Here is a 26847-nt window from a genome sequence, read left to right on the forward strand (position 1 = left end):
CTGACGCAAGGACGACACCCCATGGACGTGGCACAGGCCCTCGTGATGGCGATGCAAACATGGGGGATGATCGGCGCACTTGTTGCCGCCGTGTTCCTGACCATCGGGATCGACCGAATTGATGAAGATGCGCGCGGGGCCTATGTTTTCCGCCCGCTCCTGATCCCCGGCGTGCTGCTGATCTGGCCAATTGTCCTGTGGCGTTGGTGGCAGATTGAAACCGAACGTGCCGCATGGGCCAACCGCTATCGCCCGGTGCGTGCCTCCTATGGTCTGGCGATCATCGCCATGAGCATCGGCATCTTGATCATTGTCATTGCTGGCCTGAGCGTGCGCCAGACCTGGCCCGCTGACATTGCCCCCGTGCAATTGACCGAAGGGGCAAGCCAATGAGCGTCAAGTATATCCCCGTTCAGTGGAACCCCAACAAGTGGGTCTATGACGCCGTGATGCTGGCGGGTGTCGCCGCGTTTCTTTGGGTGTTTCTGTACCTCACGCCCGGCGCGCTCAGCCACGAGTGGCCGATCAACCCGCAAATCCACAATGCCCGCGCCTTTGGCGCTTGCGCCTTTGTCATGTTGACCGTGATCCTGTGCATCGGGCCTGCTGCGCGGCTGGACAAGCGGTTTCTGCCCCTGCTCTACAATCGCCGCCACTTCGGAGTGATGACAGCCTTCGTTGCCCTGACGCACGCGGGCTACATCCTGAACTGGTACTTCGCCTTTTCCAGTTCCGACAAATACGTGGGCCTGCTCTATGCCAATTCCAGCTTTGGCCAGATCGCGGGCTTTCCTTTTGAAATATTTGGCATATTTGCGTTGGTCTGCCTGCTGATCCTCGCCGCGACGTCTCACGACTTCTGGCTCAAGTTCCTGACGCCGTCGGTGTGGAAACGGCTGCACTACCTGATCTATGCGGCCTATTTCTCGGTCGCGGCGCATGTGTCCCTGGGCATTTTGCAGGATCAGCAGAACCATGTGTTCACGGTGCTGTTCCTCGTGGGTGCAGGGGCTGTCATCGTCCTGCATCTGGCTGCATGGATGCAGGAACGGTCGGAGGCAGCGGCCAAGGATGGTGCGTGGGCCGAGGTGGCGCGCGTCGGCGACTTCCAAGAAGGCTATGCCAAGATCGCCAAGCTTGCGACCGGCGACCGTGTTGCCGTCTACCTGATGGAGGGCAAGCTGAGCGCCATTTCCAACGCCTGTGCCCACCAGAACGGGCCGCTGGGCGAGGGCAAGATCATCGATTGTCTGGTCACATGCCCCTGGCATGGCTTCCAATACGACGTGCGCAATGGACGCTCGCCCGCACCGTTCACCGAAAAGGTGCCCACCTACCGCATCCGCGTGATGGGGGACATGGTCGAGGTGCACCCGGACGCCAATCCCCCCGGCACATATGTGGAACCGGTTGCCCTGCCCGAACCCGAGCCGGACCTGCCCGAGGAAGGAGCAACGGCATGAGCGAGAAGCCATTCTTCGTCGGCTACCTGCCCGCCCCCGGCCCTCTGAGGGCATTCCTGCTGACGGCCTGCATCCTGTTGATTTCGGGCCTCGCAGGTGCGGGTTTCCTGATGGGTGCCGCACAGGACGACCCCGGCCCCGGTGCCTTCCGCTTCGACTATGGTCGCCAGACCGTCACCGGCGTGGTCGAGATGACGCCCTATCCCGTCATCCACGTGACCGAGGGCAACGAGCGGATCAAGCCCGGCGACAGTTTCATGATGACGGCGGGCGGCAAATCCGGTGTCGACAGCCGCGCCATACCCCTCAACGGCCAACTTGCGCAGGTGTCCGGCATCGTGCTGGAGCGCGGTGATCTTTACATGATGCAACTGCGGGGCGGTCGAAACGGAATACAAGCGGCCGAGGGCGATGCCCCGGACATCACGCCCGAACCGCAGGGCCGCTGGAAACTGGCGGGCGAGATTTGCGACGGCAAGTGCCTTGCAGGCGCCATGCGCCCGGGGCGCGGACTGGCGCACAAGGCCTGTGCCAACCTGTGCCTGCTGGGCGACGTGCCACCCATTTTCGTATCCACCCAGCCTGTGCTGGGCGAAGAGTTCCTCCTCGTTGTCGGCCCCGATGGCACGCGCCTGCCGCGCGAAGCCTATGACCACGTGGCCCAATTCATCACTGCCGAGGGCGAGATCACCAAGCACGGTGATCTGCTGATCTGGGAAATCGACGTGGACACGATCGAGGTGACAGAATGAAGCGCATCGTCTGGCTGATCATCGCGGCAGTAACGGCGGCGATCCTGTTCTATGTCTCCCGGTTCTGGTACCTGCGCCTTTGGCCGCGTGACGGGCTGTTTGGCGTGGATGCGCTGCGCCCCCAAGGCGGGCTGGTCGGTCAATGGCTGCGCGGTACGGATTTCGCCCCGTTCGAGCTGCTGATTTGGGCCGTGGGCGCCTTCGTGATCCTGACCGGCCTGCAAAAACTCTACGATCTTTTGAACCCACCCCCAGAATGACCGGATCTGGGGCTTTTGCCGTTCCCGTCTGCCGCGTATAGTGCTGACAAAATAGCGAAAACGCATATCGACAGGCACATGGCACGCAAACCCAAGACATCGGCACCGCCCAAGTTCAACATTGCCCTTGTGGGCCAATCCGGGCGGCTTGGTTACGAGGCGCTGCTGTTTGTTGCCTCCTTGCGCGCCAAGAGCCCCAACTTCGCAGGCCGCGTGCTGGTGGCAGAGCCGCAGCCCGGGCCGCTGTGGCCCAAGGACCCACGCATGACCGGCGATGTGCGCGAAGCTTTGCAAGCGCTCGGGGCAGAGATTGTCAGCTTCCAGAACCGTCATTTCGGCGCACTCTACCCCTATGGCAATAAGATCGAGATGCTGACGGCTTTGCCAAAAGGCGAGCCGTTTGTATTCTTCGACAGCGACACGCTCGTTACAGGCGACCTGACCACCGTGCCATTCGACTTCGGCTACCCATCGGCGTCGCTCAGGCGGGAAGGCACGTGGCCACAGATCGAGCTTTATGGCCCCGGTTACACTGAGATCTGGAAATCCCTCTATGACCAGTTCGGTCTGGATTTCGAAACCAGCCTCGATACGACGGAACCCGACGAGTATTGGAAGCGCTACCTGTACTTCAATGCGGGCTTCTTCTTTGGCGCCTGCCCCCATGCGTTTGGCGCCCGCTTTCTGGAATACGCATTGGCGATCCGCGACACGCCCCCGGCGCCGCTGGTCTGTCAGCCGCTTGATCCCTGGCTTGACCAGGTCGCCTTACCGCTCGTGATCCACAGCTTTGGCGGCGGACGTGACAGCGCCGTGCATGGCCTGCTGGACGGAAGCGTCACCTGCCACTATCGCATTTTCCCTCTTCTTTACGCACGTGAAAGTCAAAACGTGATCGATACCCTCGAGGAAGTCACAGCCCCAAACAAGATCAAGAAAGTCCTCAAAGGCTACGACCCGATCAAGCGGATGGTCTTTCAGGGGCGCGGTGCGAAAGTGCGCGCATTGTTCGATCAGAACGACATGCCACGGCGCGAACAGGCCATCCGCAACCGGATCAAATCCAACGGGTTCTGGATGCGCTGACCGGTTACGCTGCGTCAAAACTTTGCGCGCGGCAATTTTGAGACAAATTGCGCCATTTTCCCCCTTACATACGTACGCGGGGATATTAATTGCTCAGTCAATAAAAATTGATCCCCACATTCGGATGGCTGAGATGACGCAATCCCTTACACGTTTTTTGACGACACTTTCGCACGCATTCTGCAATGATCAGTTGGACCTGCTGACCGATCACTTCACCTACCCGCTGCCACTTTATACACGGGGCGAGTTGCTGGTTTTTGGCTCATCCGGTGTGCTGATGGAAGCCCTCGAGCTGTATCGAAACGTGGCCCGCAAATCCCGCATTGCCCAAATCACGCCGCGGGTGGTCGCCACGGGTATCCCGAACAAGGGGTATTCGCAGGTCTGGACGGAATGGGATCACTTCGATGAGGCGGGCACCCTGAAATGCACCAGCCAGGTGCGCTATGCGGTATTTCAGGACAGGATGGCCCTGCATCCCAAGATCGAGATGATCGACTACACCTCCATCGGGTTCCCAGAGGTCTGCGCGTCGCTACCCCTGATGCAGACCGCCTAAGGGAACGCGAACGCGCCTGCCCTTGCCCACATCCGTTGCATTGCCTAACCATGCAGGCAATGCAAATGACCCGGCGGTCCCCGCCGGAGGTGGGAGAGAAATATGACCGACGGCCCCAAATACGGCTTTGACACCCTTCAAATTCATGCGGGCGCGCGGCCCGACCCGGCAACGGGTGCGCGGCAAACACCGATCTATCAATCGACCGCCTTTGTCTTTCGCGACGCAGAACACGCCGCCGCCCTCTTCAACCTGCAAGAGGTTGGCTACATCTACTCTCGCCTAACCAACCCCACCGTTGCCGTTCTGCAGGAACGGATTGCAACGCTCGAGGGCGGTGCAGGTGCTGTCTGCTGTTCGTCCGGTCACGCGGCACAGATCATGGCGCTGTTCCCGCTGATGGCCCCCGGCCTGAACGTGGTCGTATCCACCCGGCTCTATGGCGGGACCATCACGCAGTTCGGCCAGACCATCAAGCGCTTCGGGTGGGAAGCCACCTTTGTCGACTTCGACGACCTTGATGCGGTCAAGGCCGCCATCAATGACAAGACCCGCGCCGTGTTCTGCGAGGCCATCGCCAACCCCGGCGGCTACATCACCGACCTCGACGCCATTTCAGCTATTGCCGATGCGGCTGAAATCCCGTTGGTCGTCGACAACACATCAGCCACGCCATACCTGTGCCGCCCCATCGAACATGGCGCAACGCTGGTCGTGCACTCGACAACCAAGTACCTGACCGGCAACGGCACGGTCACAGGTGGGTGCGTTGTGGACAGCGGCACCTTCGACTGGTCCGCCAATGACAAGTTCCCGTCGCTCAGCCAGCCCGAACCTGCCTATCACGGCCTGAAGTTCCACGAGACATTCGGTCCGCTGGCCTTCACCTTCCACGGCATTGCCATCGGCTTGCGCGATCTGGGCATGACGATGAACCCCCAGGCAGCGCACTACACCCTGATGGGCACCGAAACACTGTCACTGCGCATGGACCGGCACGTCGAGAATGCGGTCAAGATTGCGGAATGGCTCGAAAAAGACGACCGTGTCGATTACGTCACCTATGCGGGCCTCAAATCCTCACCCTATTTTGACCGGGTGAAAAAGATCTGCCCCCGCGGCGCGGGTGGCCTTTTCACCTTCGCGGTCAAGGGCGGCTACGACGCCTGCGTGAAACTGGTGAACGCGCTGGAAATCTTCAGCCACGTGGCGAACCTTGGCGATGCAAGGTCGCTGATCATCCACTCGGCCTCGACCACGCACCGCCAGCTTACGACCGAACAGCAACGCGCCGCAGGGGCCGCGCCCGAAGTGGTGCGGGTCTCTATCGGGATCGAGGATGCAGACGACCTGATCGCAGATCTTGATCAGGCCCTGTCCAAAGCGGCCAGCTGACACAAAAAGGGCGCAGCCGCTCTTGCTGCGCCCCTTCCCTGTTTCCCAAAAATCCCGGGGGAGGCCAAAGGCCGGGGGCAGAGCCCCTTAAAAAAGTCGTCGCGCGCAGCGCGCCCTTTGGATCAAGGCTCGAGCGAAAAGCGCATCGACACACGCGCCGTCACGGCCAATTCGCCCGCTGCAATAGGCACATCGGCAGACCGCGCGGCTGCAAACATCTCGGGTCGCGCCGTTTGCCCTCCTTCGCTCAGGCTCAGCACAGGGCCAAGGGTCACACCGGCGGCCTCACTCAATTGCGCCGCCTTCTCCATCGCATCCCGGACGGCAGCAGCCCGCGCTTCGGCCTCGGCCGCACTTGGGTCCTGCAACTGGAATTGCAATCCGTTGAACGTATTGGCCCCAACCTCAAGCACCTGATCCAGTACACCGCCCAAACCATCCAGATCCCGCACGCGCACGGTCACCGCATTGCGCGCTTCAAAGCCGGTGATCTGGCGGTCGGTCGAGTCAAAGCCGCTCCAGACCGGATTAACGTTCAACTGCGACGTCTGAATGTCCCGCGCCTCGATCCCCTGTTCCGACAGCACTGCAATGAGGGCCGTCGCATCTGCGCTGACCTTGGCCATAGCATCGCCCGCCGTTTCATCAACATGCACGACGCCCAATGAAATAACAGCCATGTCGGGGGCAACGGCCACCTGACCTTCACCCGATACAGACAATATCGGGCCGTCATCCTGCGCGGCAACCGCGCCCGCTACCATCATCCAGACCGCAGCACTTACCAAAGACAGTTTCATCGCAATCTCCAATCTCTATACTGGCCCAACACTTCCCGCGTGGGTGGCGCATGCGCAAGCCGATCACGTGGCTTTTTCTTTGCATGGGCAAAGACCTGCTTTATTCTTTGCGCAACCACCCCCAGTGTTCCGTTCGGAACGCACAGTTGTTATGGGCAAATTATGAAGCCTGAATTTGCGTTATCCTTGTCCTTTGACGGGATCCGACTGCTGCACCGCGCGGCAGGAGGATGGCGTGAAGTGGGTGCAGTGGATGTCGGCACCGACGACCTGACCGGAAGCCTTAAGGCCCTGCGCAAACAAGCCAACGAGGTTAAGAACAAACGGGTCCGTACAAAGCTGATTGTTCCGGACAATCAGATCAAATATCTGACAATCGAAACCGGAGACATCGATCCCGAAGCGCGGCGCGAAGCAGCGAGAGACGCGCTTGACGGTGCCACCCCCTACGCTGTTGATGCGCTCGCGTTCGACATCTCGGTCGATGGGGACAAAACGCACATCGCTGCCGTTGCACGCGAAACCCTGTCCGAGGCCGAAGCGTTTGCTGTCGAGCACCGCTTTCACCCAGTCAGCTTTGTCGCGGCCCCCGAGGGCGACGGGTTTCTGGGCGAACCATTCTTTGGTCAAACGGCGCATGCAGACAATGTTCTGGCCGAAGGTACAGAGGTCGAGCCAGACGGTATTCGCGTCGTGATCGTCTCGCACGAGCCAGAGCCAGAGCCAGAGCCAGAGCCAGAGCCAGAGCCAGAGCCAGAGCCAGAGCCAGAGCCAGAGCCAGAGCCAGAGCCAGAGCCAGAAATAGCTGCGTCGACGCAGGATGCAACCGCCGATGACAGCGCGCCTGAACCCGCGCAGACGGCCAAGGTCGACACACCCGCACCCACCGCGAAAAGTGCGCCGGAACCTGAAGAAAAGGCCGCACCTGGTGACCGCAAGATGTCCGCGGCTCACAACAGCGAAACGCCTCCTTCAAAAGACATCGACGGGGCAAAGGACGATGTGACATCGCCGCCGGACGTCGCGGCGGCCGACAAGCCTGACAAGACTGATCCACAGGTTCCCGCCGCAAAGAAACCAGAGGCCAAGCCGAAAGCCGCAGAAGAAAAAAACGTGAGCGAACAGCTTACGCTGCAGGCCAAGGATATTGTGCCCGAGACCGAAGAAGGTGAGGCTGCAAAAGCCCCGGCATCAAAGGATGAAGCTGCGGATGAGGCATCCGCTCTGATGGGGTTCGCAACACGCCGCCGCGCGACCACAGACGGAGGGTCCGCCGCGCCTCTGGGTGGTGTCACCCGCGATGCGCCGGCACAGCGCCCCGCACCCCGGCTGAACGTTGCCAGCGCGGCAGCAGTCAAGACGCCTGCCCTCAACCCACAGCAGGCAGCAGCCAAAAGCTTGCGCGCAGCCCCGCCCATTGAAGATCTGCCACCCGAAACACCACTGACACCACAGAAGGCGCCCGCAGAGAAAAGCGGCTTCCTGTCTCGGCGAAAGCCCAAACGGATACCGCCCGCCCCGCCCTCGATCCAGCAAGCACCTGCGCAGGCTGCGCGTGTGGGATCACCTGCAGCGGCCGTGGCAGCGGTGACAGATGCCGAAGCACAGCGCATGACCGTCTTTGGCGCACGGGCAGATGCGCAAGTGGGGGGTAAACCGCGCTTTCTGGGCCTGATCCTGACGGTCATTCTGCTGGTCTTTCTCGCCGGTGTCGCGGCATGGGCCTCGGTCTTTCTCGACGACGGTCTGGCCAAGCTGTTTCCCAAACGCGAACGCACCCTTGCCTCGACCCTCCCCGCTGATGTTCAAGGGGCGTTGGCCGAGGATGTGGGCGCGACGGTTGATCTGAAACCTACGGAGCAGACAGGTGACGAGATGATTGTCGTGTCGCTGAACGAAGGGATCAGCGACGACGGTCTGACAGCCGAAGATGCCGCCGTTCTGGACGCGCTGCGGGATCGGCAACCCAATCCAACCGAGCAGGAAGAAATCGACAGTGCCGCGCTCGAAGCGCGTTATGCGGTCACTGGGATCTGGCCAAAGGTACCGGAAATTCCCCCGTCGCCCTCCGACCTGATCGTCCTCGAAGACCTCTATGTGACCGGCATCGACCCCATCAGCCCGGCACTGGATGCAATTGCCGTGCCTAGCACCCGGTCTTACCTGACCGACGCGGCCCTGCCCGAGATCACATCGCCTCCGCCACCGGGCACGCGCTTTGCGGTGGACGACAATGGGCGCATTGTCCCGACCGAGGACGGCGCACTCAGCCCCGATGGGTTTACGGTATTCTTGGGGTCACCCCCACTCAAACCACCCGCAGCCCGTCTGCAGCAGCAGGAAGCGCCAGAGACAAGTAGTGACACGCCGAACACCGCGGCTCTTGTACAGGTCCGCCCGCAGGCCCGTCCGACCGATTTGGTCGAACAGAACGAACGCGCGACGCTGGGCGGTCTGTTGCGATCCGAACTGGCCCTGCTGCGACCCCGCCTGCGCCCTGCCGCCCCCCAAGACGCGGAACCGGTTCAGGACGTCGACACCACCGACCTTGCCGAAGGCGTCGTGACAGAACCGATCAGTGCGCTCGCCGTAGCACAGTCCATCCGGCCCGAGACGCGACCCAGGAACTTCGATCGCGTCGTTGCCCGCGCCAGCCGCACGGCCACCGCGTCAGCACCGCAACGTGTGGCCGCCGTGGCTCCCAGAACGGTCACGCCATCCATTCCCTCGTCCACATCGGTCACCCGCGAAGCAACCGTGCGCAACGCCATCAACCTCAGCCGTGTCAACCTGATCGGCGTCTATGGCACACCGTCCAACCGCCGCGCACTGGTCCGGTTGAAAAACGGCCGCTATCAGAAGGTCAAGGTGGGTGACCGCTTTGACGGCGGGCGCGTGTCCGCCATCGGCGACAGCGAATTGCGGTACCAGAAAGGCAACCGCAACCTCGTCCTGAAGATGCCAAAGGGCTAATCGGAAACCGATAGGGTTTCCGCGCTTTTGGTTTTTTCAGAAAACGATCGCGTGGCGCTAATCGGCCACCAATTCACCGCTGTTGATCTGCTCCTGCTCAATGCTCTCGAACAGCGCCTTGAAGTTCCCCTCGCCAAAGCCATCATCGCCCTTGCGCTGGATAAACTCGAAAAAGATCGGGCCAATGACCGTCTTGGAGAAGATCTGCAGCAGGATCCTGGTCTCGCCCCCGTCGACGACACCTTCGCCATCGATCAGGATGCCGTGTTTCTTCATCCGTTCAATCGGTTCTTCGTGGCCAACAACCCGATCCTTGGACAGATCGTAATAGGTGTCTGGCGGCCCCGGCATGAACTTCAACCCATGTGCGGCAATCGCATCGGTGCTATCATAGATATCGTCTGACCCCACCGCGATGTGCTGAATACCTTCGCCCTTGTACTTTTTCAGATAGGCCACGATCTGCCCGGTCTCGCCCCGGTCTTCGTTGATCGGAATACGGATGCGCCCACAGGGCGAGGTCAGCGCACGGGACAACAGGCCAGTAAACTTGCCCTCGATGTCAAAGAACCGGATTTCCTTGAAGTTGAACAGGTCCCCATAAAACCGGAACCACTTATCCATGTTCCCCTTGTGCACATTGTGGGTCAGATGATCGAGGTAGAAGAACCCGACACCGCGCGGCTTGGACTGCGCCAGCCATTCATATTCGCCATTGTAAGGTGAGGTGTCATAGTACTGATCCACGAAGTAGATCAGACTGCCGCCAATGCCGTAGATCGCGGGCACATCCAGCACCTTGCCATCCCCCTCATACGGTTTGGCGCCAAGCTGCACCGCCCGCTCAAAGGCATGCTGCGCATCCACCACACGCCAGCCCATCGACGGCGCGCAGGGTCCATGCTCTTCGACAAAGCGCGCCGCGAAACTATCCGCCTCGGCGTTCAGCACGTAAGTGATATCGCCCTGCTGCCACAGCTCAATGTTCTTGGTCTTGTGCTTGGCAACGTTCGCATACCCCATCCGGGCAAAGAGCGCGCGCAACTCTTCCGGCTCGGGATGGGCAAACTCGACAAACTCAAACCCGTCCGTGCCAGCGGGGTTGTCTGCAGAAATGGTCGATTTCGGTGCGTTGTGCGGGAACGGGCCCATGGAGATGCCTCCTTGTTCAGGTTTGATGCAAATATGAGGCCTCGGGCGCGCGGTATCCGCGCATAATGCTGCATAGAACTTTCAATCCACGCGTCTTTCGCGCATCATGTGGGCAAAACCGGACCGAACCCCGCACATGCTTGATTCCATCGACACCCGTCTTCTCGCCGCCCTTCAAAAAAACGCGCATCTGACGGCGCAAGAGCTCAGCACCATGCTGCACTTATCGGCCAGCCAGGTGGGGCGCAGACGCCAGCGGCTCGAGGCTGAGGGCTACATCGAAAGCTACGTCGCGCGTCTGGATGCAAAACGGCTCGGTTTGAACGTTCAGGGATTTGTGCAGGTGCAGCTATCCGTGCACGGGCCAGAGCATGCCGCCAGCTTCGCACGTCTGATCAACACCCAGCCCGAGGTGACAAGCGCATGGACCATGACGGGTGAGGCCGATTACCTGCTGCGGGTCTACTGTTCCGACCTGACGGCGCTGAACACATTGATCCACGATGTGCTTCTGCCCCATCCCGCCGTCGCACGCGTGCACAGTCAGATCGTGATGGATCAGCTCAAACGCGACGGACCGCTGCCAACCTGAGGCCCATAAGGATCACGACAGCGCCCCCATCTGCCGTGTCCCCGCAGGGCCGGAACCAAGATCATACCCGGGCGCATAAGAACGATTTCGCCTATTACCGCCGCGCATCCGCGGCACCCCAAAGCCAATTCAAGCCAAGTTGTTCCCCTCGCCTTGTATTTCCCGAACGCCGAGGCATCTTGAGAACAGACCGAAACGTACAGGGTCCATCATGGAAAGTTTTCTCTACCAAGCTTCGATCTACCTGGCCGCCGCGGTGATTGCAGTGCCGCTGGCGTCGCGCTTGGGGCTGGGGTCCGTTCTGGGCTATCTGGCGGCTGGTATCGCCATCGGTCCCGTTCTGGGACTGGTCGGGGCCGAAACCGAAGATCTTCAGCATTTCGCAGAATTCGGCGTTGTCGTGATGCTGTTCCTGATCGGTCTGGAATTGGAACCCAGGGCGCTCTGGGACATGCGGCACAAGCTGCTGGGCCTGGGTGGGTTGCAGATCGTTCTGTCCGCCCTGGCACTGATGGGCGTCGCCATGGCCTACAACCAGCCATGGGGTATTGCGCTTGCCATCGGTTTGACCCTGTCACTGTCTTCGACCGCCATCGTCCTGCAAACCCTTTCTGAAAAGGGGTTGATGCAGACCAGCGGCGGGCGATCCGTGTTCTCGGTCCTACTCACACAAGACATTGCGGTGATCCCGATCCTGGCCTTCCTGCCCCTGCTTGTGGTGACCCTGCCGGTACAGATCACCGGGGACGGCTCGATCACCCGCGCGGTTGGCGAAGACCATGGCGATCACGGTCATGGTGCCACGATGAGCCTCGTTGAAGGCTTGCCCGCCTGGGGTGTCACGCTGGTGACAATCGGTGCCGTCATTGCCGTGATCCTCGCCGGTGTATTTCTCACTCGGCCCGTGTTCCGGTTCATCCACGCGGCCCACCTGCGCGAGATGTACACGGCCCTTGCCCTCCTGATCGTCGTGTCGATCAGCTTCCTGATGATGCTTGTCGGCCTGTCCCCCGCACTGGGGGCCTTCCTCGCCGGTGTGGTGCTGGCCAGCTCGGAATTCCGACACGAGCTCGAATCCGACCTTGAACCCTTCAAAGGTCTGCTGCTGGGGCTCTTCTTCATCACGGTCGGCGCGGGCATCAACTTCGACCTGCTGTTCCGCGATTGGCCCGCGCTCCTTTCGATGGCGATCCTCGTGATCGGGATCAAGGGCTTCCTGCTCTACCTTCTGGCCGTTTCGTTCAAGATCCGGGGACGCGACCGGTGGCTCTTTACCCTGGGCCTCGCCCAGGCAGGCGAGTTCGGATTTGTCCTCGTGGCCTTCTCCGTCGGTCAGGGCGTGATCCCGCAGGGCGTGGCCGAAACGCTCCTTCTGGTCATCGCGCTGACCATGCTGATCACCCCCCTGCTCTTTATCCTCTACGAGCTGCAATCGCGTCGAATCGCCAAGCGCGGGGTCGAAATCGAAGCCGACGAGATTGACGAAGACGGCCCCGTGATCATCGCGGGCATTGGCCGGTTCGGGCAGATCGTGAACCGCCTGCTGCAAGGCTCCGGGTTCAAGACGGTTGTTCTGGACCACGATATGGAAACCATCGCCCTGATGCGCCGGTTCGGGTTCAAAGGGTTTCTGGGCGATCCCAGCCGCCCCGATATCCTGCATGCCGCCGGGCTCGACAGCGCACACATTCTGGTGGTCGCGCTGGATGACAAGGATGCGTCCACCCGGCTCGTCGCCTATGCCCGCAAGACACGGCCCGATATTCACATCATCGCACGAGCCTATGACCGGGTGCACGTTTACCGGCTCTACCAGGCAGGCGCGAACGACATCGTCCGCGAGATGTTCGACGGCTCGCTGCGCGCCGGACGCTACGCGCTCGAAAATTTGGGCCTTACGGAATACGAAGCTGCCGAAGCCGAGCGGGTGTTCTACGCCCATGACCGGGATGCGGTGCGCCAATTGGCCGAAGTGTGGGACCCCAACATACCTGCATCCAAAAACGATGCTTATGTCGAACGTGCCAAATCGCTCGAAAAGTCACTCGAAGCGGCATTGTCTGCACGACAAGAACAACCCAAACGCGCCTGACACGCCGCGTTACCCAGGGTTGGCGGGTGGGCGAATTTGCACAACAAAGAGAGCACCCGTCAGCCGTCAGACACGCCCGCCTCGGCAAAGGTCGCCATACCGGAATGGCAGGCGATCGCCCCCTTGAGCACCCCCATGGCCAAGGCCGCACCGGACCCTTCACCAAGACGCAGACCAAGGGACAATAGCGGCGCCTTACCCAGAGCATCCAGCATCCGGCCATGCGCCGCTTCGGCGCTTTCATGTCCCGCCACCACGTGATCCAGCGCATCCTCTTGCGTCTTGGCAAGGCACGCAGCCGCAGCGGTACAAATGAAGCCGTCCATGATCACTGGAATGCGCAAAGCTCGGGCGCGGGCAATGGCCCCGACCATCCCGGCCAGCTCACGCCCGCCCAGACGCATCAGTACGTCGAGCCCGTCTGTCGCGGCAGCATGCAAGGCCACCCCGTCCGCAACAACCTGCATTTTGAGCGCCAGTGCGTCGCCCTCGACGCCGGTGCCACGCCCAGTCCAATCACCAGCCTCGCCACCAAACAGCTTGGCCGCGATAGCCGCGGCCGAGGTTGTATTGCCAATCCCCATCTCTCCGACCACCAACAGGTCCGCATCCTCGGCAACAGCATCCCAGCCCGCCCACAACGCGTCTACAACCTCGGCCTCGGTCATGGCCGGGCCTTGGGTGAAATCTGCTGTCGGTGTGTCCAGATCCAGAGCCACGACGTCCATCCGCGCGCCAAAAGCCTTGGCCAACTGGTTGATCGCAGCCCCGCCATGTTCAAAATTCGCAACCATCTGCACGGTCACTTCCGGTGGGAAGGCAGACACGCCGCGCGCAGCAACGCCATGGTTGCCGGCAAAGACGATGACCTGCGGCGCATCAATGGACGGGCGCGCATCGCCCCGCCAGCCCGCATACCACTGTGCCAAATCCTCAAGCCGCCCCAACGCGCCCGGGGGTTTGGTCAGTTGCCCGTTGCGCTCTGCCGCGCCTGCCAGCGCGGCCTGATCCGGGCCGGGCACATCGGCCAGAAGAGCGCGCAGCGCATCCAAACTTTCAAAGCTCATGGGTCTTGTCCTTGCCTGTTCGTCCCACGCTCTTTACCCAATCGGAACGCACCCGCAAGTCAGGACCGGACATGGCACAGAATGATTCCGACATTGCCCTTGCGGCACGCCTTTGGGACGTGCCGGCCGCTCTGGTCTTGCTGACGCGCCTGCCCATGCCCGCACTGCCCGATCATGCCTTTGCCCACGGTGCTCGGGCCGTGTGGGCCTACCCGGTCGTCGGCTTGGTCTTGGGCGGCCTCCTTGCACTGTTCGCCGCTGTCCTGAATGGACTGGGCTTGAGCGCACCAATCGTCGCCGGTTTGACACTCGGCGCCCTTGTCATGCTGACCGGCGCAATGCACGAGGACGGGCTGGCCGACACGGCAGATGGGCTCTGGGGCGGGCACGACCGCGAGCGGCGGCTCGAGATCATGAAGGACAGCCGCATCGGGGCTTATGGTGTGTTGGCACTGATCGTCGTAATGGGCCTGCGCTGGCTGGGACTGGCTGAGGTGACATGGACCGGGTTGATCGCCGCCCTGATGCTGAGCCGCGCGATGATGCCCCCGCTGATGCTGGCCCTGCCCCACGCGCGCAGCACGGGTCTGTCTCATAGCGTGGGGGCGCCGAATATGGGCGCCGTCGTGGTTGCGGTCCTGATCGGGAGTGTGGGTGCAATACTGCTCGCTGGCAGCGCAGGTCTCATGGCCGCCCTTGCTGCGGGTGCGGTCACCCTTGGCGTCGGGCTGGTGGCAAACGCCAAGATCGGGGGACAAACAGGCGACATTCTGGGCGCGACACAAGTGATGACCGAGATCGCGGTTCTGCTCACTCTGGTGACAATGTCCCAATAGAAAACGTGCCCCCGCAGGGACACGTTTTTTGTCAAATCGTTGCGACTTTCGTCAGCCGGTTCTCAGGCAGCGATCCGGCTGCTCAGGACGTCGCCCACTTCCTTGGCGGCAGCAATCTCGTCCCCGCCGGATACGGCGGCCACTTCGCGGGTCAGACGCTCAAGAGCCGCTTCATAAAGCTGACGCTCGGAATAGCTTTGCTCGCGCTGGTCGTCGGTACGGTGCAGGTCGCGGACCACCTCGGCAATGGCGATCAGGTCGCCCGAGTTGATCTTTTGCTCGTATTCCTGCGCCCGGCGGGACCACATGGCGCGCTTGACCTTGGCCTTGCCTTTAAGGGTTCTCATGGCCTGGCTGATGACATCGGGGCTGGACAGTGCACGCATCCCGATCTCGGTCGCCTTGTTGGTGGGCACGCGCAGTGTCATCTTGTCCTTCTCGAACGAGATGACGAACAATTCCAGTTCGATACCTGCCACTTCCTGCTTTTCAACGGACGTGATCTGACCCACACCGTGCGCGGGGTAGACGACGTATTCATTGGGGCGGAAGTCGAGTTTCTTAGATTTTGTCATTCCTGATCCTCATGCGACTCCGGGTTGGCCAGCCTTTTGACAGTCAAAACCGCATCAGGCGGGGCATGCGCTGCCACGTCTTGGTGCGGTTCGGGTCAAAATTTCAGTCAAATCTGTCGCGTTGGCGACGGATCAGGGCAGCGTCCATCTGTCTGTTGTTCGAAGAGTATATCACAAAAAACGGGCTCTCGGAAGTTTACTCAAAGGAAACTTTCGGAAGCCCCTGATTTTCCAAGTCATTCCGTCTCGATTTCAGGGCAAAGAAACCACCCCAAAGCGATTCGGTCGCTCAGCCGCCCTCGCCCGGATTTTCCGAAAACATATCCATCTTACCCTCTTTGCCGTCCATCTCTTCGGCGGTGGGCAGCGGGTCCTTCTTGGTGATGATCACCGGCCACATCTCGGAATACTTGCGGTTGAACTCGACCCACTTTTCCATATCCGGCTCTGTATCGGGGCGGATCGCATCGGCGGGGCATTCGGGTTCGCACACCCCACAGTCGATGCATTCATCGGGGTGGATCACCAACATGTTCTCGCCCTCGTAGAAACAATCGACCGGACATACCTCGACACAGTCGGTGTATTTGCAGGCAATGCAGGCGTCGTTGACGATATAGGTCATAAGGGGTGTCTCATCTTGTCGGGCATAGCTTAGCTAAAGGAGTGCACGCCATCATTCAAGATGGCGCGACCGGGAAAGATCAGCTTGCCGCCTGTCTTTCTTGGTCGGGCGTCCTTTTCCCTCGAACCTTGGGTTTTCCGGAACAGGCGTTTCCTTGGGCGGCGGTGGCGGGGACATATCCTTGTAAAGCGCCTGCGCTTCGGGAGCAGGTCCCCGACGCGTGCCGATTGCTTTGACCTCGATTACCCGGACCACACGACCTTGTGAAAAGGTCAGCACATCACCGGGACTGATCGTGGTCGACCGCTTGGTGACCCGATCACCGTTGACGCGCACGTCACCAGCGGCAACACGCGTGGCCGCCAACGACCGTGTCTTGAAGAAGCGCGCAAACCACAGCCATTTGTCCAGCCGCAGTTTGCCAGCTTCATCAGCCACTTATTTGCCGTCCTTCAACCCCATAAGGGCTGCAGCAAAGGGGTTGTCGGGATCGATTGCCTTTTCCTTCTTCGGCGGTCGGCTCGAGAAGTTCTGAGGTTTGTTGCCGCCATCACGACGCGGACCTTTGCCCTTGGGCTTGCCACCTTTGGGGCCGCCCTTACCACGTGGTTTGCCGCCTTGTTGCGGACGGCGATTCCCGGCGCTGCGACCCCAGGTGAAGGTATAGAAGACCTCCATCTCTGGCCCGACGGCTTCCTCGTCACCATCGGCGACCGGAACGTCTTCCGACGTGGCTTCGGGCGCTTCCACAGCCTCGGCACTCTCCGTTTGTGGCGCTTCAGTCTTTTCTGGCTTTTCGGCCTTTTCGGGTGTCTCCACCTCTTCAGCCGCAGTTTCTGCCGGTGTGGCCTCGGTCTCAGGTTTTGCGTCGGCTGTCGCAACTGCGTCAGCAGGTTTGACCTTTTCGCGCTCACCTTTCTCCGCCTTGTAGCCCAGCCCTTCCATCAGGCCCGAGAATTGTTCAAGCGTCATGCCGGTGATCGACAGCATATCGGCCTTGGCCTCGAACCCGCCGCGCGAATCCTCGGCGCGCAGCATGTCGGCCAGCCGCTCCAGCATATCGATGCGGATCGCACGCTCGCCCGCATTGCGGTAGCCCGACATCGTGTCCACACCCTGTGGGCCATCCGCCATCGCGGGCACAGTGACCAGACCGGGGGGCGGAGATTCAGGGAATTCAGAAAGCCCATTTGCCAATGACCACAGCACCAGGCGCAGGCGCGTGGGTGCGGGTTTCAACAGCAAAGGCATGAAGATGGTGAACTGACCAAAGCGGATGCCATGCTTGCGCAGCAGCCCGCGCGCGTCCTGATCCAGCGCTTTGACGTCATCAGCGACGGCGGCGCGCGGCAGCACGCCCAGCCCTTCGATCATCTGGAAGGCAAAGCCCTTGGCGAGACCCGCCAGCGCCTCATCCTTCTGCATCGCAATCAGCGGCTCGAACAACGCTGCAACCTTACGGTCGATGAAATGTTGCAGACGGCGCTGCACCTTCTGCGCAACCTCGGGGCCCGCGACATCGTCCACGAACACCTCGACCATGGGTTTCAGCGGGTCCTGCCCCGCCACCAGCTTGCCCACGGCAGAGCTGCCCCACATCAGGCCACCCTGTTCGGTGAAATCCAGCTCGGTGTCCGGCGCATTATAGAACCGGTCGGCCCGCAGGTGGAAATGCGGCGCCAGCGCTTGCAGCGCGGCGGTCTTGATCGTCTTGGCCTCGGCCGCCCCCGCCCCCTTGTCCTGAGAGAACCGGAACCCGTCCAACTTGCCGACGAACTCGCCTTCGACAGTCACTTCACCTGCGTCATTTACTTCGGCCACCATGGCCTCCTTCTGGCCTAGCCGGCGCAAGAGCACGCTCGTGCGCCGGTCTACAAATCTTTGAGTCAGTTTCTCGTGAAGAGCATCTGACAAGCGGTCTTCTACATGGCGCGTCTCGTCCCGCCAATGGCTTTCGTCGTCCACCCAGCCTTTGCGTTGGGCGACATAGGTCCATGTGCGGATAAACGCCAATCGCTTGGAGATGGCATCGATGTCGCCATCGGCACGGTCAATCCGCTTGATCTGGCGCGCCATCCAGTCATTCGGGATAGACCCGCGTTCGTGCAGGTAGCGAAAGATCACGTCAAGCAGGCTGGAGTGTTCCTGATGGCTGATGCCTCTGAAATCCGGCACGCGACACACATCCCACAGCAGGCGAACCGATTGCGCATCCGTGCAGCGGGCCGTCACCTCGGCGCTTTCGGCGAGCGATTTCAAGACCTGCAAGTCGTCAGCTTCGCGCGCCTTGACCAGCACTTCGTGATCCGAGGGTGCCTCAAGGCTGCGCACCAGTGCGTCGATGGTGCCGAATTGTAGGGCATGGTTGCGCCATTGCAGCTTGCTGAGCGGGGTAAAGCGGTGGTCCATGATGGCCTGCGCAACACCCTCATCCAGCGGACTGACATCGCCCGTGACGCCAAACGTCCCATCCTTTTGCCCCCGCCCCGCCCGGCCCGCGATCTGCGCCAATTCATTGGGCGCCAGCGCGCGCATCCGCCGCCCGTCGAACTTGGTGAGCGAGGAAAAGGCCACATGGTCGATATCAAGATTCAGTCCCATGCCGATGGCGTCGGTCGCGACCAGGAAATCCACCTCGCCGTTCTGGTACATGTCGACTTGCGCATTGCGCGTGCGCGGGCTGAGTGCGCCCATCACCACAGCCGCCCCGCCCTTTTGACGGCGGATCAGCTCGGCGATGGCATAGACATTATCAACCGAGAATCCGACAATTGCCGACCGGGGCCGCATGCGCGAAATCTTCTTCTGACCGGAATAGACAAGCTGCGACATCCGCTCGCGCCGCATGAACTGCGCCTCAGGCACAAGGGCAGAGATCGGCCCGCGCATGGTGTCGGAGCCAAGAAACAGCGTTTCGTGCAGGCCGCGCGCCCTGAGCAGCCGGTCGGTAAAGACGTGACCGCGCTCGGGATCGGCGCAAAGCTGGATCTCGTCCACGGCCAGAAAATCGCAGCCCATGCCCTCGGGCATCGCCTCGACCGTACAGACCCAGTACTGCGTGCGGGGCGGGACAATACGCTCCTCCCCTGTCACCAGCGCCACGACAGACGGGCCGCGCAGCGCAACGATGCGGTCATAAACCTCGCGCGCAAGCAGACGCAGCGGCAGGCCAATCACACCTGTGCGGTGGCCCAGCATCCGTTCGATGGCATAGGTGGTTTTGCCTGTGTTGGTGGGGCCGAGAACGGCAACCACCCGCGCGTCGCCCGACATGGGCTGTCCCCCGGTACTTACAGAGTGCGGCCGATCCCTTGGGCTTTCAGCTGCTCAAGCGCCTTGGTGGCGTTTTCATGGTGCGGATGCAAGTCGAGAACCTGTTGAAAAGCCCGTTCCGCGCGCACGTTGTCCCCGAACTCCTGAAACATGACGCCCAGACCGAACATGGCATTGTAATTGTCCGGGTTCAGGGTCAGCGCCTTTTCAAGGTCACTGATCGCCGGGCCATAGAGGTCCTTCATATAAAAAGCAGTGGCGCGCGCATGCCAGCCTTCGGCAAAATCAGGAGCATGATCAATCAAGGCGGTCAGATGCTCGATCGCAATGTCCGGCTTCTGTTCCTCGAGCGCGTCGCGTCCACGACGCAGCAGCATATCAAGCGACGTGGAGCCAGATTGCGACCACTCCCGCTCGATCTCGCGCGTGAGCCGCGTGGCTTCGGCCGGTTCAGCGTCCTGCAAAGCCTGCAACTTCTCGTCAAGCGATGATTGCGCCAAGGCGGGTAAGGAATTCCCTACTGTCAGTAAAAGTGCCGTGACGACAGGGTAGAGTTTACGCAAGTGAGTGCCCATAACAATGAATGTAACAGGCCGGGCCGCAAATTCCAGAGACCGCACCCGTCCACAGACCAAAAAGGGCATCAAAGATGAGTGACACAGTGACCGAGGCCGTGGCCGTCCTGAACGAAAAGCTGGCTGGCGCAGATTTCACCGGCACCGCGAAATTCGACATAGAGGGCGAAGGCGCCATCATGATGGACGAAAATGGCGCACGTGCCGCCGATGAAGAGGCCGACGTGACCCTGTCGGCAGACGCAGACACGTTCCGCTCCATCCTCGAGGGCGACACGAACCCGACATCTGCCTTCATGACGGGCAAGCTCAAGGTCGATGGCGACATGGGCATGGCCATGAAACTGGCGTCCGTGCTGGCCTGATGACCCTGTCGGCTGCCCCCCTTTTCACCGATGTGCATCCTGCACCGCTGGACGGCACCGCCTACTGGGTGACCGCAGAGGACGATGTGCGCATTCGGTTGGGCGTTTGGCAGCCTGACGCGGCCAAGGGGACAGTCCTGCTGTTTCCCGGCCGCACCGAGTACATAGAGAAATACGCGCCGTCGGCAGGTGAGCTTGCCGAGCGCGGCTTCGCGACAATCAGCGTCGATTGGCGTGGTCAGGGTCTGGCCGACCGGATGTTGGACGATGCCCGGATGGGCCACGTTCTTGCGTTTTCCGACTATCAGCATGATGTGACCGCGATGGTCACTGCAGCCCGGGAACTGGGCCTGCCAGAGCCATTTTTCCTGCTGGGGCATTCGATGGGCGGCTGTATCGGCCTGCGGTCGCTCTACGAAGGGCTGCCTGTCAGTGCTGCCGCCTTTACGGGCCCGATGTGGGGCATCCGCATCTCGGCCCACCTGCGCCCGGTCGCCTGGGCCTTGGGCCGCATGATGCCTGCCATCGGACAGGGCCACCGCCTGCCGCCCGGCACCATCATCGATTCCTATGTTCTGACGGCACCGTTCGAAGACAACCTGCTCACCACCGATCTCGAGATGTTCGACATGATGCGTGACCAGTTGCACGCACATCCTGACCTCGCCCTTGGCGGCCCCAGTTTCGTGTGGTTGCGCGAGGCACTGGATGAAACATTGGCCTTGTCGCGCATGGCGGCCCCGAAACTGCCTTGCGACACCTTCCTTGGAACAAACGAGCGCATTGTCCATGTGGGGCGCATCCACAACCGCATGGACAGTTGGGAAGACGGCAACCTGCACTTGATCCACGGCGGTGAGCACGAAGTGCTTATGGAAGCTGCCAAGGCCCGCACGGGCATCTTTGACACAATGACCGCCCGTTTCGCCGACGCAGCCTGAGGCTGGTCTGACCCTCCAGACATGCTAGGTTCGCTCACATGAGCGGCGCACTGACCTTTACCCCCGCAGGCATCTACTGCCCCGCAGGTGACTTTTACATTGACCCGTGGAAACCGGTGAGCCGGGCGCTGATCACCCACGGCCACGCAGACCATGCGCGCTGGGGGATGGAATCGTATCTGGCCACTGATATTGCCGCGCCGGTAATGCGCCACCGCCTCGGCGATGTGTCCATAGACACAATTGGTTATGGCGAGCGGTTACAGATCGGCGGCGCAACCGTGTCGTTTCACCCGGCTGGACACGTGCCCGGCTCAGCCCAGATCCGAGTCGAAGTGGAGGGCGAAGTGTGGGTCGCTTCAGGCGATTACAAGATGGTGGATGACGGCCTCTCGACCCCGTTCGAACCGGTCAAATGTCACCACTTCATCACCGAAAGCACGTTCGGCCTGCCCGTCTTCCGCTGGCAGGATCAGGCCGTCATCGCTGCGCAAATCAACGATTGGTGGGCGGGGTGCGCCGCAGCAGGCAAAACCGCCTTTCTCGGCTGTTATGCGTTGGGCAAGGCGCAACGGCTCATGTCCATGCTGAACCCCGACATCGGCCCGATCCTGACACATACGGCTATTGAGAACACCAATGCGGTGATTCGGGCACAGGGGATCGCCTTGCCAGACACTGTGCAAGCAGGACCCGACCTGAACCCCAAGGATCATCCGGGCGCAATCGTTCTGGCACCACCCTCGGCGCTCGGGTCCGCGTGGGCGCGCAAATTCGGAGCACAGGAAAACGCCTTCGCCTCCGGGTGGATGGCCCTGCGCGGCATCCGTCGTCGGCGCGCAGGCGACCGCGGCTTTGTCATCTCGGATCACGCAGACTGGTCCGACCTGCTGTCCGCCATCACGAACACCGGCGCTGAAAACATATACGTCACACATGGTTACACGGAAATATTCACGCGATATCTGAATGATCAGGGTTGGAATGCGCAAGTGCTGCAAACCGAGTTCGGCGGCGAGGATGCCGAGGACGAAGCAGCATGAAACGCTTTGCCGCGCTGTTCAACGCCATCGACCAATCCACAAAAACCACGGTCAAGGTCGCAGCCCTCGCAGAGTATTTCCAAGAGGCCCCCGAAGAAGACCGTATCTGGACCATCGCCATCTTCTCAGGCCGACGCCCCAAGCGCGCGGTCAACACCACGCGCCTGCGCGAATGGGGGGCCGAGGTGGCGGGCATCCCGCTGTGGCTGTTTGAAGAGGCTTATCCCATTGTCGGTGATCTGGCGGAAACCATCGCACTGGTCCTGCCCCCGCCCGACACTGAAACGGATCACGGATTGACGCATTGGATCAATGCGTTGCGCGACCTCTCTCAAGTCGAAGAACCGGACCGCAGAGCCTTCGTTCTCGACGCCTGGGCCTCGCTCGATCCCACTCAACGCTTCCTCTTCAACAAGCTGCTCACCGGCGGCTTCCGGATCGGTGTCAGTCAGAAACTGATGACCCGCGCATTGGCCCGCGCCACGGACAAGGACGAGGCCGAGATGGCCCATCGTCTGATGGGCGATTGGGACCCGGCCACAACCACATGGGCACGCCTGATCCTCGAAGATGACCCCGCCGCCAATGCCTCGCGCCCGTACCCGTTCTACCTCGCCTACGCACTTGAAGATGAACCGGAAAACCTGGGCGAACCAAAGGATTGGCAGGCGGAATGGAAGTGGGACGGCATCCGCGGCCAACTCATCCTGCGCGACGGCAAACATTTCGTCTGGTCCCGTGGCGAAGAGCTGATGACCGACCGTTTCCCCGAACTCTCCCGCGCCCGCGACTTTATCCCCGACGGCACGGTACTCGATGGTGAATTGCTGGCATGGGGCGACGGAACCCCACAAAACTTCAACGCCCTGCAAAAGCGGATCGGACGCAAGACGGTGCCCAAGAAGCTGCTGAGCGAAGCGCCGGTGATCCTCTACGCCTACGATCTACTCGAATGGGGCGGCGCGGACCTGCGGCAAACACCACTTCAGGACCGCCGCGCAACCCTCGAAACCCTATGCGCCTCACTGCCCGATGACGCGCCGGTCAGGCTCTCTCCCACCGTGCCGTTCGACAGTTGGGACACGCTCGCCCAAACCCGCACCGCCGCCCGCGATGCGCAGGCCGAGGGGCTGATGCTGAAACGCAGCGACAGCCCGTACCTCACAGGCCGCAAAAAAGGCGATTGGTGGAAATGGAAGCTCGACCCGCTGACCATCGACGCCGTGATGATCTATGCCCAATCGGGCCACGGGCGGCGCGCAAACCTGTTCACTGACTTCACCTTCGCCGTCTGGAACGGCAATGACCTCGTCCCCTTCACCAAGGCCTATTCGGGCCTCACTGACGAAGAGTTCCGCAAGATCACCGCATGGGTCAAAAAGAACACCCAGCAACGGTTCGGCCCCGTCCGCCAAGTCACGCCCCATCACGTGTTCGAGATTGCGTTCGAAGGCATACAGGCCTCCTCGCGCCATAAATCGGGGGTGGCGCTGCGCTTTCCCCGCATGTCACGGTGGCGGCACGACAAACCCGTGCAAGAGGCCAACAGCCTCGATGACCTGAACGAGATGCTTGCAATTTATGGATAGCGCCCTGCCGCCGCCTGCACCAACAGCCCCGCAAACGGCACTGCCCACAGGCGCATGGGACGCCCATGTGCATCTGCTGGGCGGCCCCGAACACCCCCTCTCGCCCACCCGCGCAGAAAACCCAGCCAAAGGCATCGACTTCGATGGCTGGCTCACCCGCTACCGCGCCCATCTGGACGCGCTTGGCTGCTCAAACAGCCTTATCGTGCACTCCATCCTCTACGGCACCGACAACACCGTGACGCTCGAAGCGGTACGCGCCATGGGCCAGGGCTTCAAAGGCGTGGGCCTTCTGCCGCATGGCGCACCGACACGCGACATCAAGCAGTTTGCAGACAACAACATTGTCGCCGTCCGCCTGAACTACGTCCACGGCGGCGTGCTCACATGGGACGGAGCCAAGGCCATGGCGTCCACGCTGGCCGATCACGGGATGCACATCCAGATGCTGCTGCACGCCGACCAGCATATCGAGGAGCTGGCCGACGACATCTGCGCCCTGCCCGTCCCACTGGTCATCGACCATTGCGGCTGGCCCACCAACCTCAACCCGAACACAACAGCCATCGACACCCTCTGTGCCCTGCTGGCCGAGGGTCACGCCTTCGTCAAACTCTCCGCTCCCTACCGGCTGACGGACGACATCACCCAAACCCACCCTCTGATGCGCCGCCTGATTGACGCCAACCCAGATGCCTGCCTCTCGGGCTCCGACTGGCCCCACATCATGCTGAACGGCGCGCAGATGCCCCACGCCGCAACACTGGCCGACAACCTGTCGTCCATCACAACTGAAGAAGAACGACAAAAGATCTTCCTCGACACGCCCAACCGCCTCTTCACCCCTTAGCCTTTCTTCTGGCCAAAAATACCTCGGGGTCTGGGGCAGAGCCCCAGCCGGTCGCCGCGCACCGGGCGCGGTGAACCCCTTGCTCCTCCCGACGACGCCCCATACCTATGGGCGCAACACGTAACCAAAGGTGCCGACACATGTTCCAACTCCCCTTCCCCGTTCGCGACGCAAACGCCTCTGCCGGGGATCAGCCCTTGGGCAACTTGCCCGAATGGAACCTCGATGACCTTTACACGGGCGAAAATGCCGCCGAACTCAAACGCGACCTCGACTGGCTGGAGGACGCGTGCAAGAGCTTTGCCGCCGACTACGAAAATAAGCTCGACCAGTTGGACGCCAAAGGACTGTTGGACTGCATCCAGCGCCAAGAGCGGATCAATCAGGTTGCCGGTCGCATCATGTCCTATGCGGGCCTGCGCTATTACCAACTGACCACCGACGCAGACCGGGCCAAATTCATGTCGGACATGCAGGAGAAGATCACCAACTTCACCACCCCGCTTGTGTTCTTCACACTGGAACTCAACCGGCTGGAAGATGACCACTTGAGCGGCCTCTTGGACAAGAACAGCGACCTCGCTCGCTACAAGCCGGTCTTCGAGAAGATCCGAGCGATGAAACCCTACCAACTGTCCGACGAGTTGGAGAAATTCCTGCACGACCTCGGTGTCGTGGGCGACGCGTGGGAACGGCTCTTTGACGAAACCATCGCGGGCCTGACCTTCGACATCGACGGCGAGGCGCTGAATATCGAAGGCACGCTGAATTTCCTCACCGACCCCGACCGCAAAAAACGGGAAACGGCGGCGCGCGAACTGGCCGAAGTGTTCTCGGGCAACATCAAGACCTTCGCCCGCGTGCACAACACGCAGGCCAAGGAAAAGGAAATCCTCGACCGCTGGCGCGGCATGCCCACCGCCCAGACCGGGCGGCATTTGTCGAACCAGGTCGAACCCGAAGTGGTCGAGGCGCTGCGCAACGCCGTCGTCGCGGCCTATCCCAAACTCAGCCACCGCTACTACGAGCTGAAACGCAAATGGCTTGGCCTCGAGAAAATGCAGGTCTGGGACCGCAACGCGCCCCTGCCCATGGAAGACCCCCGCATCGTGAACTGGGACGAAGCGGAAAAGACGGTGATGGACGCCTACAACGCCTTCGATCCGCGCATGGGTGAGCTGGCAAACCCGTTCTTCAAGAAGGGCTGGATTGATGCAGGCGTAAAGCCGGGCAAAGCCCCTGGAGCCTTCGCCCACCCCACGGTGACGGACGTGCACCCCTACGTGATGCTCAACTACCTGGGCAAACCGCGCGACGTGATGACCTTGGCGCACGAACTGGGCCACGGCGTCCACCAGGTACTGGCCGCCGGTCAGGGCGAGATGCTGTCCTCAACGCCCCTGACGCTGGCCGAAACCGCCTCCGTCTTTGGCGAAATGCTGACCTTCCGCAAAATGCTCGACGGGGCAAAGGACGACGCCCAGCGCAAGGTCATGCTGGCCGGCAAGGTTGAGGACATGATCAACACGGTCGTGCGCCAGATCGCCTTCTATGACTTCGAATGCAAACTGCACGAAGCGCGGCGCGGCGGGGAACTCACGCCTGAAGACATCAACGCCATCTGGATGAGCGTACAGGGCGAAAGTCTCGGCCCGGCATTCGAATTCATGGACGGGTACGAGACCTTCTGGGCCTACATCCCCCACTTCGTCCACTCACCCTTCTACGTCTACGCCTACGCCTTCGGCGACGGCTTGGTGAACGCGCTCTACTCGGTCTACGCGGAAGGCACCGAAGGGTTTGAAGACAAGTATTTCGACATGCTGAAAGCAGGCGGCTCCAAACACCACAAGGAACTGCTGGCCCCCTTCGGCCTCGACGCCTCGGACCCGAAATTCTGGGACAAGGGGCTCAGCATGATCTCTGGCTTCATCGACGAACTTGAAGCGATGGAAGACTGACAGGGTCCCGGCGGGCGGCC

At 61.3% G+C, this 26847-nt stretch carries 25 protein-coding genes; 17 read left to right on the forward strand and 8 right to left on the reverse strand.

What is annotated here, in order from left to right; all coding sequences use genetic code 11:
* Nucleotides 1-21: 21 nt before the first annotated feature.
* The 7 genes from AC53L6_RS11740 (at nucleotide 22) to AC53L6_RS11770 (ending at nucleotide 5518) form a co-directional block, all read left to right on the forward strand.
* Complete coding sequence (locus AC53L6_RS11740) at nucleotides 22-393, forward strand: hypothetical protein (protein ID WP_299699177.1); 372 nt, start codon at nucleotides 22-24, stop codon at nucleotides 391-393.
* On the forward strand, nucleotides 390-1463 hold the full coding sequence (locus AC53L6_RS11745) for a Rieske 2Fe-2S domain-containing protein (RefSeq protein WP_496907968.1): 1074 nt from the start codon (nucleotides 390-392) through the stop codon (nucleotides 1461-1463). The genes AC53L6_RS11740 and AC53L6_RS11745 overlap by 4 nt, the downstream gene beginning before the upstream one ends.
* The gene (locus AC53L6_RS11750) at nucleotides 1460-2215 is read left to right on the forward strand and encodes a hypothetical protein (RefSeq protein ID WP_496907969.1); all 756 of its coding nucleotides are present in this window, start codon (nucleotides 1460-1462) and stop codon (nucleotides 2213-2215) included. Before AC53L6_RS11745 ends, AC53L6_RS11750 begins: the two co-directional genes overlap by 4 nt.
* Nucleotides 2212-2475, forward strand: a complete 264-nt coding sequence (locus tag AC53L6_RS11755) for a hypothetical protein (protein ID WP_299200918.1) — start codon at nucleotides 2212-2214, stop codon at nucleotides 2473-2475. Before AC53L6_RS11750 ends, AC53L6_RS11755 begins: the two co-directional genes overlap by 4 nt.
* A gap of 78 nt (nucleotides 2476-2553) precedes the next feature.
* Nucleotides 2554-3561 (forward strand): GT-B fold glycosyltransferase domain-containing protein, encoded by a 1008-nt coding sequence (locus tag AC53L6_RS11760; RefSeq protein ID WP_496907970.1) that lies wholly within the window; start codon nucleotides 2554-2556, stop codon nucleotides 3559-3561.
* 124 nt (nucleotides 3562-3685) lie between these two features.
* A complete protein-coding gene (locus AC53L6_RS11765) occupies nucleotides 3686-4123 on the forward strand; it encodes a hypothetical protein (RefSeq protein ID WP_496907971.1) in 438 nt (145 codons plus the stop codon).
* Nucleotides 4124-4225: 102 nt separating this feature from the next.
* Nucleotides 4226-5518 (forward strand): O-acetylhomoserine aminocarboxypropyltransferase/cysteine synthase family protein, encoded by a 1293-nt coding sequence (locus tag AC53L6_RS11770; protein WP_496907972.1) that lies wholly within the window; start codon nucleotides 4226-4228, stop codon nucleotides 5516-5518.
* 122 nt (nucleotides 5519-5640) lie between these two features.
* On the opposite strand, the gene AC53L6_RS11775 is transcribed toward AC53L6_RS11770, so the two are convergent.
* Nucleotides 5641-6318: an SIMPL domain-containing protein gene (locus AC53L6_RS11775; protein WP_496907973.1), complete on the reverse strand. Its 678-nt coding sequence runs from the start codon at nucleotides 6316-6318 to the stop codon at nucleotides 5641-5643.
* A 162-nt stretch (nucleotides 6319-6480) separates the two neighbouring features.
* Here AC53L6_RS11775 and AC53L6_RS11780 point away from each other — a divergent pair, with 162 nt between their 5' ends.
* Entirely contained in the window at nucleotides 6481-9291 is a 2811-nt protein-coding gene (locus AC53L6_RS11780) for a hypothetical protein (protein ID WP_496907974.1), read from the forward strand.
* Nucleotides 9292-9348: 57 nt separating this feature from the next.
* On the opposite strand, the gene hppD is transcribed toward AC53L6_RS11780, so the two are convergent.
* The gene (hppD, locus tag AC53L6_RS11785) at nucleotides 9349-10443 is read right to left on the reverse strand and encodes a 4-hydroxyphenylpyruvate dioxygenase (protein WP_496907975.1); all 1095 of its coding nucleotides are present in this window, start codon (nucleotides 10441-10443) and stop codon (nucleotides 9349-9351) included.
* 136 nt (nucleotides 10444-10579) lie between these two features.
* Between hppD and AC53L6_RS11790 the strand changes: the two genes are divergently transcribed.
* Both AC53L6_RS11790 and AC53L6_RS11795 read left to right on the forward strand, forming a co-directional pair.
* A complete protein-coding gene (locus AC53L6_RS11790; RefSeq protein WP_496907976.1) occupies nucleotides 10580-11035 on the forward strand; it encodes an Lrp/AsnC family transcriptional regulator in 456 nt (151 codons plus the stop codon).
* Nucleotides 11036-11246: 211 nt separating this feature from the next.
* Nucleotides 11247-13127: a cation:proton antiporter domain-containing protein gene (locus AC53L6_RS11795; protein ID WP_299200943.1), complete on the forward strand. Its 1881-nt coding sequence runs from the start codon at nucleotides 11247-11249 to the stop codon at nucleotides 13125-13127.
* A gap of 59 nt (nucleotides 13128-13186) precedes the next feature.
* Here the strand turns inward: AC53L6_RS11795 and cobT are convergent, their stop codons facing one another.
* The gene (gene cobT, locus AC53L6_RS11800) at nucleotides 13187-14194 is read right to left on the reverse strand and encodes a nicotinate-nucleotide--dimethylbenzimidazole phosphoribosyltransferase (protein WP_496907977.1); all 1008 of its coding nucleotides are present in this window, start codon (nucleotides 14192-14194) and stop codon (nucleotides 13187-13189) included.
* Between the two features lie 71 nt (nucleotides 14195-14265).
* Here cobT and cobS point away from each other — a divergent pair, with 71 nt between their 5' ends.
* Complete coding sequence (gene cobS, locus AC53L6_RS11805; RefSeq protein WP_496907978.1) at nucleotides 14266-15030, forward strand: adenosylcobinamide-GDP ribazoletransferase; 765 nt, start codon at nucleotides 14266-14268, stop codon at nucleotides 15028-15030.
* Between the two features lie 62 nt (nucleotides 15031-15092).
* Here the strand turns inward: cobS and AC53L6_RS11810 are convergent, their stop codons facing one another.
* From AC53L6_RS11810 to AC53L6_RS11830, 5 genes are all read right to left on the reverse strand, one after another.
* On the reverse strand, nucleotides 15093-15605 hold the full coding sequence (locus tag AC53L6_RS11810; RefSeq protein WP_299200952.1) for a CarD family transcriptional regulator: 513 nt from the start codon (nucleotides 15603-15605) through the stop codon (nucleotides 15093-15095).
* Nucleotides 15606-15894: 289 nt separating this feature from the next.
* Nucleotides 15895-16230, reverse strand: a complete 336-nt coding sequence (gene fdxA / locus AC53L6_RS11815; protein WP_299200954.1) for a ferredoxin FdxA — start codon at nucleotides 16228-16230, stop codon at nucleotides 15895-15897.
* A gap of 51 nt (nucleotides 16231-16281) precedes the next feature.
* A complete protein-coding gene (locus tag AC53L6_RS11820; RefSeq protein WP_496907979.1) occupies nucleotides 16282-16668 on the reverse strand; it encodes an RNA-binding S4 domain-containing protein in 387 nt (128 codons plus the stop codon).
* Nucleotides 16669-19503, reverse strand: a complete 2835-nt coding sequence (locus AC53L6_RS11825) for a helicase-related protein (RefSeq protein ID WP_496907980.1) — start codon at nucleotides 19501-19503, stop codon at nucleotides 16669-16671.
* 17 nt (nucleotides 19504-19520) lie between these two features.
* Nucleotides 19521-20078, reverse strand: coding sequence for a tetratricopeptide repeat protein (locus AC53L6_RS11830; RefSeq protein ID WP_299597958.1), 558 nt, complete (start codon nucleotides 20076-20078; stop codon nucleotides 19521-19523).
* 74 nt (nucleotides 20079-20152) lie between these two features.
* Here AC53L6_RS11830 and AC53L6_RS11835 point away from each other — a divergent pair, with 74 nt between their 5' ends.
* The 6 genes from AC53L6_RS11835 to AC53L6_RS11860 all read left to right on the forward strand — a co-directional run bounded on the left by AC53L6_RS11835 (nucleotide 20153) and on the right by AC53L6_RS11860 (nucleotide 26827).
* Complete coding sequence (locus AC53L6_RS11835) at nucleotides 20153-20443, forward strand: SCP2 sterol-binding domain-containing protein (protein ID WP_299200962.1); 291 nt, start codon at nucleotides 20153-20155, stop codon at nucleotides 20441-20443.
* Complete coding sequence (locus AC53L6_RS11840) at nucleotides 20443-21384, forward strand: alpha/beta fold hydrolase (protein WP_496907981.1); 942 nt, start codon at nucleotides 20443-20445, stop codon at nucleotides 21382-21384. The genes AC53L6_RS11835 and AC53L6_RS11840 overlap by 1 nt, the downstream gene beginning before the upstream one ends.
* A 38-nt stretch (nucleotides 21385-21422) precedes the next feature.
* Nucleotides 21423-22427, forward strand: coding sequence for a ligase-associated DNA damage response exonuclease (locus AC53L6_RS11845; protein ID WP_496907982.1), 1005 nt, complete (start codon nucleotides 21423-21425; stop codon nucleotides 22425-22427).
* Nucleotides 22424-24016, forward strand: a complete 1593-nt coding sequence (locus AC53L6_RS11850; protein WP_496907983.1) for an ATP-dependent DNA ligase — start codon at nucleotides 22424-22426, stop codon at nucleotides 24014-24016. The genes AC53L6_RS11845 and AC53L6_RS11850 overlap by 4 nt, the downstream gene beginning before the upstream one ends.
* Nucleotides 24009-24866 (forward strand): amidohydrolase family protein, encoded by an 858-nt coding sequence (locus AC53L6_RS11855; protein ID WP_496907984.1) that lies wholly within the window; start codon nucleotides 24009-24011, stop codon nucleotides 24864-24866. Before AC53L6_RS11850 ends, AC53L6_RS11855 begins: the two co-directional genes overlap by 8 nt.
* 140 nt (nucleotides 24867-25006) lie before the next feature.
* The gene (locus AC53L6_RS11860; protein ID WP_496907985.1) at nucleotides 25007-26827 is read left to right on the forward strand and encodes a M3 family oligoendopeptidase; all 1821 of its coding nucleotides are present in this window, start codon (nucleotides 25007-25009) and stop codon (nucleotides 26825-26827) included.
* The last annotated feature ends 20 nt before the right edge of the window (nucleotides 26828-26847 follow it).

It is taken from the genome of Tateyamaria sp. LSS28 (genome assembly GCF_059611725.1).

Bases quoted from the DNA above. Each gene is read 5' to 3' on its own strand.
- AC53L6_RS11830 (WP_299597958.1), bottom strand. From the start codon at position 20,078: ATGGGCACTCACTTGCGTAAACTCTACCCTGTCGTCACGGCACTTTTA.
- AC53L6_RS11765 (WP_496907971.1), top strand. From the start codon at position 3,686: ATGGCTGAGATGACGCAATCCCTTACACGTTTTTTGACGACACTTTCG.
- cobS (WP_496907978.1), top strand. From the start codon at position 14,266: ATGGCACAGAATGATTCCGACATTGCCCTTGCGGCACGCCTTTGGGAC.
- AC53L6_RS11745 (WP_496907968.1), top strand. From the start codon at position 390: ATGAGCGTCAAGTATATCCCCGTTCAGTGGAACCCCAACAAGTGGGTC.
- cobT (WP_496907977.1), bottom strand. From the start codon at position 14,194: ATGAGCTTTGAAAGTTTGGATGCGCTGCGCGCTCTTCTGGCCGATGTG.
- AC53L6_RS11840 (WP_496907981.1), top strand. From the start codon at position 20,443: ATGACCCTGTCGGCTGCCCCCCTTTTCACCGATGTGCATCCTGCACCG.
- AC53L6_RS11770 (WP_496907972.1), top strand. From the start codon at position 4,226: ATGACCGACGGCCCCAAATACGGCTTTGACACCCTTCAAATTCATGCG.
- AC53L6_RS11845 (WP_496907982.1), top strand. From the start codon at position 21,423: ATGAGCGGCGCACTGACCTTTACCCCCGCAGGCATCTACTGCCCCGCA.
- AC53L6_RS11810 (WP_299200952.1), bottom strand. From the start codon at position 15,605: ATGACAAAATCTAAGAAACTCGACTTCCGCCCCAATGAATACGTCGTC.
- fdxA (WP_299200954.1), bottom strand. From the start codon at position 16,230: ATGACCTATATCGTCAACGACGCCTGCATTGCCTGCAAATACACCGAC.
- AC53L6_RS11860 (WP_496907985.1), top strand. From the start codon at position 25,007: ATGTTCCAACTCCCCTTCCCCGTTCGCGACGCAAACGCCTCTGCCGGG.
- AC53L6_RS11795 (WP_299200943.1), top strand. From the start codon at position 11,247: ATGGAAAGTTTTCTCTACCAAGCTTCGATCTACCTGGCCGCCGCGGTG.
- AC53L6_RS11850 (WP_496907983.1), top strand. From the start codon at position 22,424: ATGAAACGCTTTGCCGCGCTGTTCAACGCCATCGACCAATCCACAAAA.
- AC53L6_RS11835 (WP_299200962.1), top strand. From the start codon at position 20,153: ATGAGTGACACAGTGACCGAGGCCGTGGCCGTCCTGAACGAAAAGCTG.
- AC53L6_RS11825 (WP_496907980.1), bottom strand. From the start codon at position 19,503: ATGTCGGGCGACGCGCGGGTGGTTGCCGTTCTCGGCCCCACCAACACA.
- AC53L6_RS11780 (WP_496907974.1), top strand. From the start codon at position 6,481: ATGAAGCCTGAATTTGCGTTATCCTTGTCCTTTGACGGGATCCGACTG.
- AC53L6_RS11760 (WP_496907970.1), top strand. From the start codon at position 2,554: ATGGCACGCAAACCCAAGACATCGGCACCGCCCAAGTTCAACATTGCC.
- AC53L6_RS11855 (WP_496907984.1), top strand. From the start codon at position 24,009: ATGGATAGCGCCCTGCCGCCGCCTGCACCAACAGCCCCGCAAACGGCA.
- AC53L6_RS11740 (WP_299699177.1), top strand. From the start codon at position 22: ATGGACGTGGCACAGGCCCTCGTGATGGCGATGCAAACATGGGGGATG.
- AC53L6_RS11755 (WP_299200918.1), top strand. From the start codon at position 2,212: ATGAAGCGCATCGTCTGGCTGATCATCGCGGCAGTAACGGCGGCGATC.
- hppD (WP_496907975.1), bottom strand. From the start codon at position 10,443: ATGGGCCCGTTCCCGCACAACGCACCGAAATCGACCATTTCTGCAGAC.
- AC53L6_RS11750 (WP_496907969.1), top strand. From the start codon at position 1,460: ATGAGCGAGAAGCCATTCTTCGTCGGCTACCTGCCCGCCCCCGGCCCT.
- AC53L6_RS11790 (WP_496907976.1), top strand. From the start codon at position 10,580: ATGCTTGATTCCATCGACACCCGTCTTCTCGCCGCCCTTCAAAAAAAC.
- AC53L6_RS11775 (WP_496907973.1), bottom strand. From the start codon at position 6,318: ATGAAACTGTCTTTGGTAAGTGCTGCGGTCTGGATGATGGTAGCGGGC.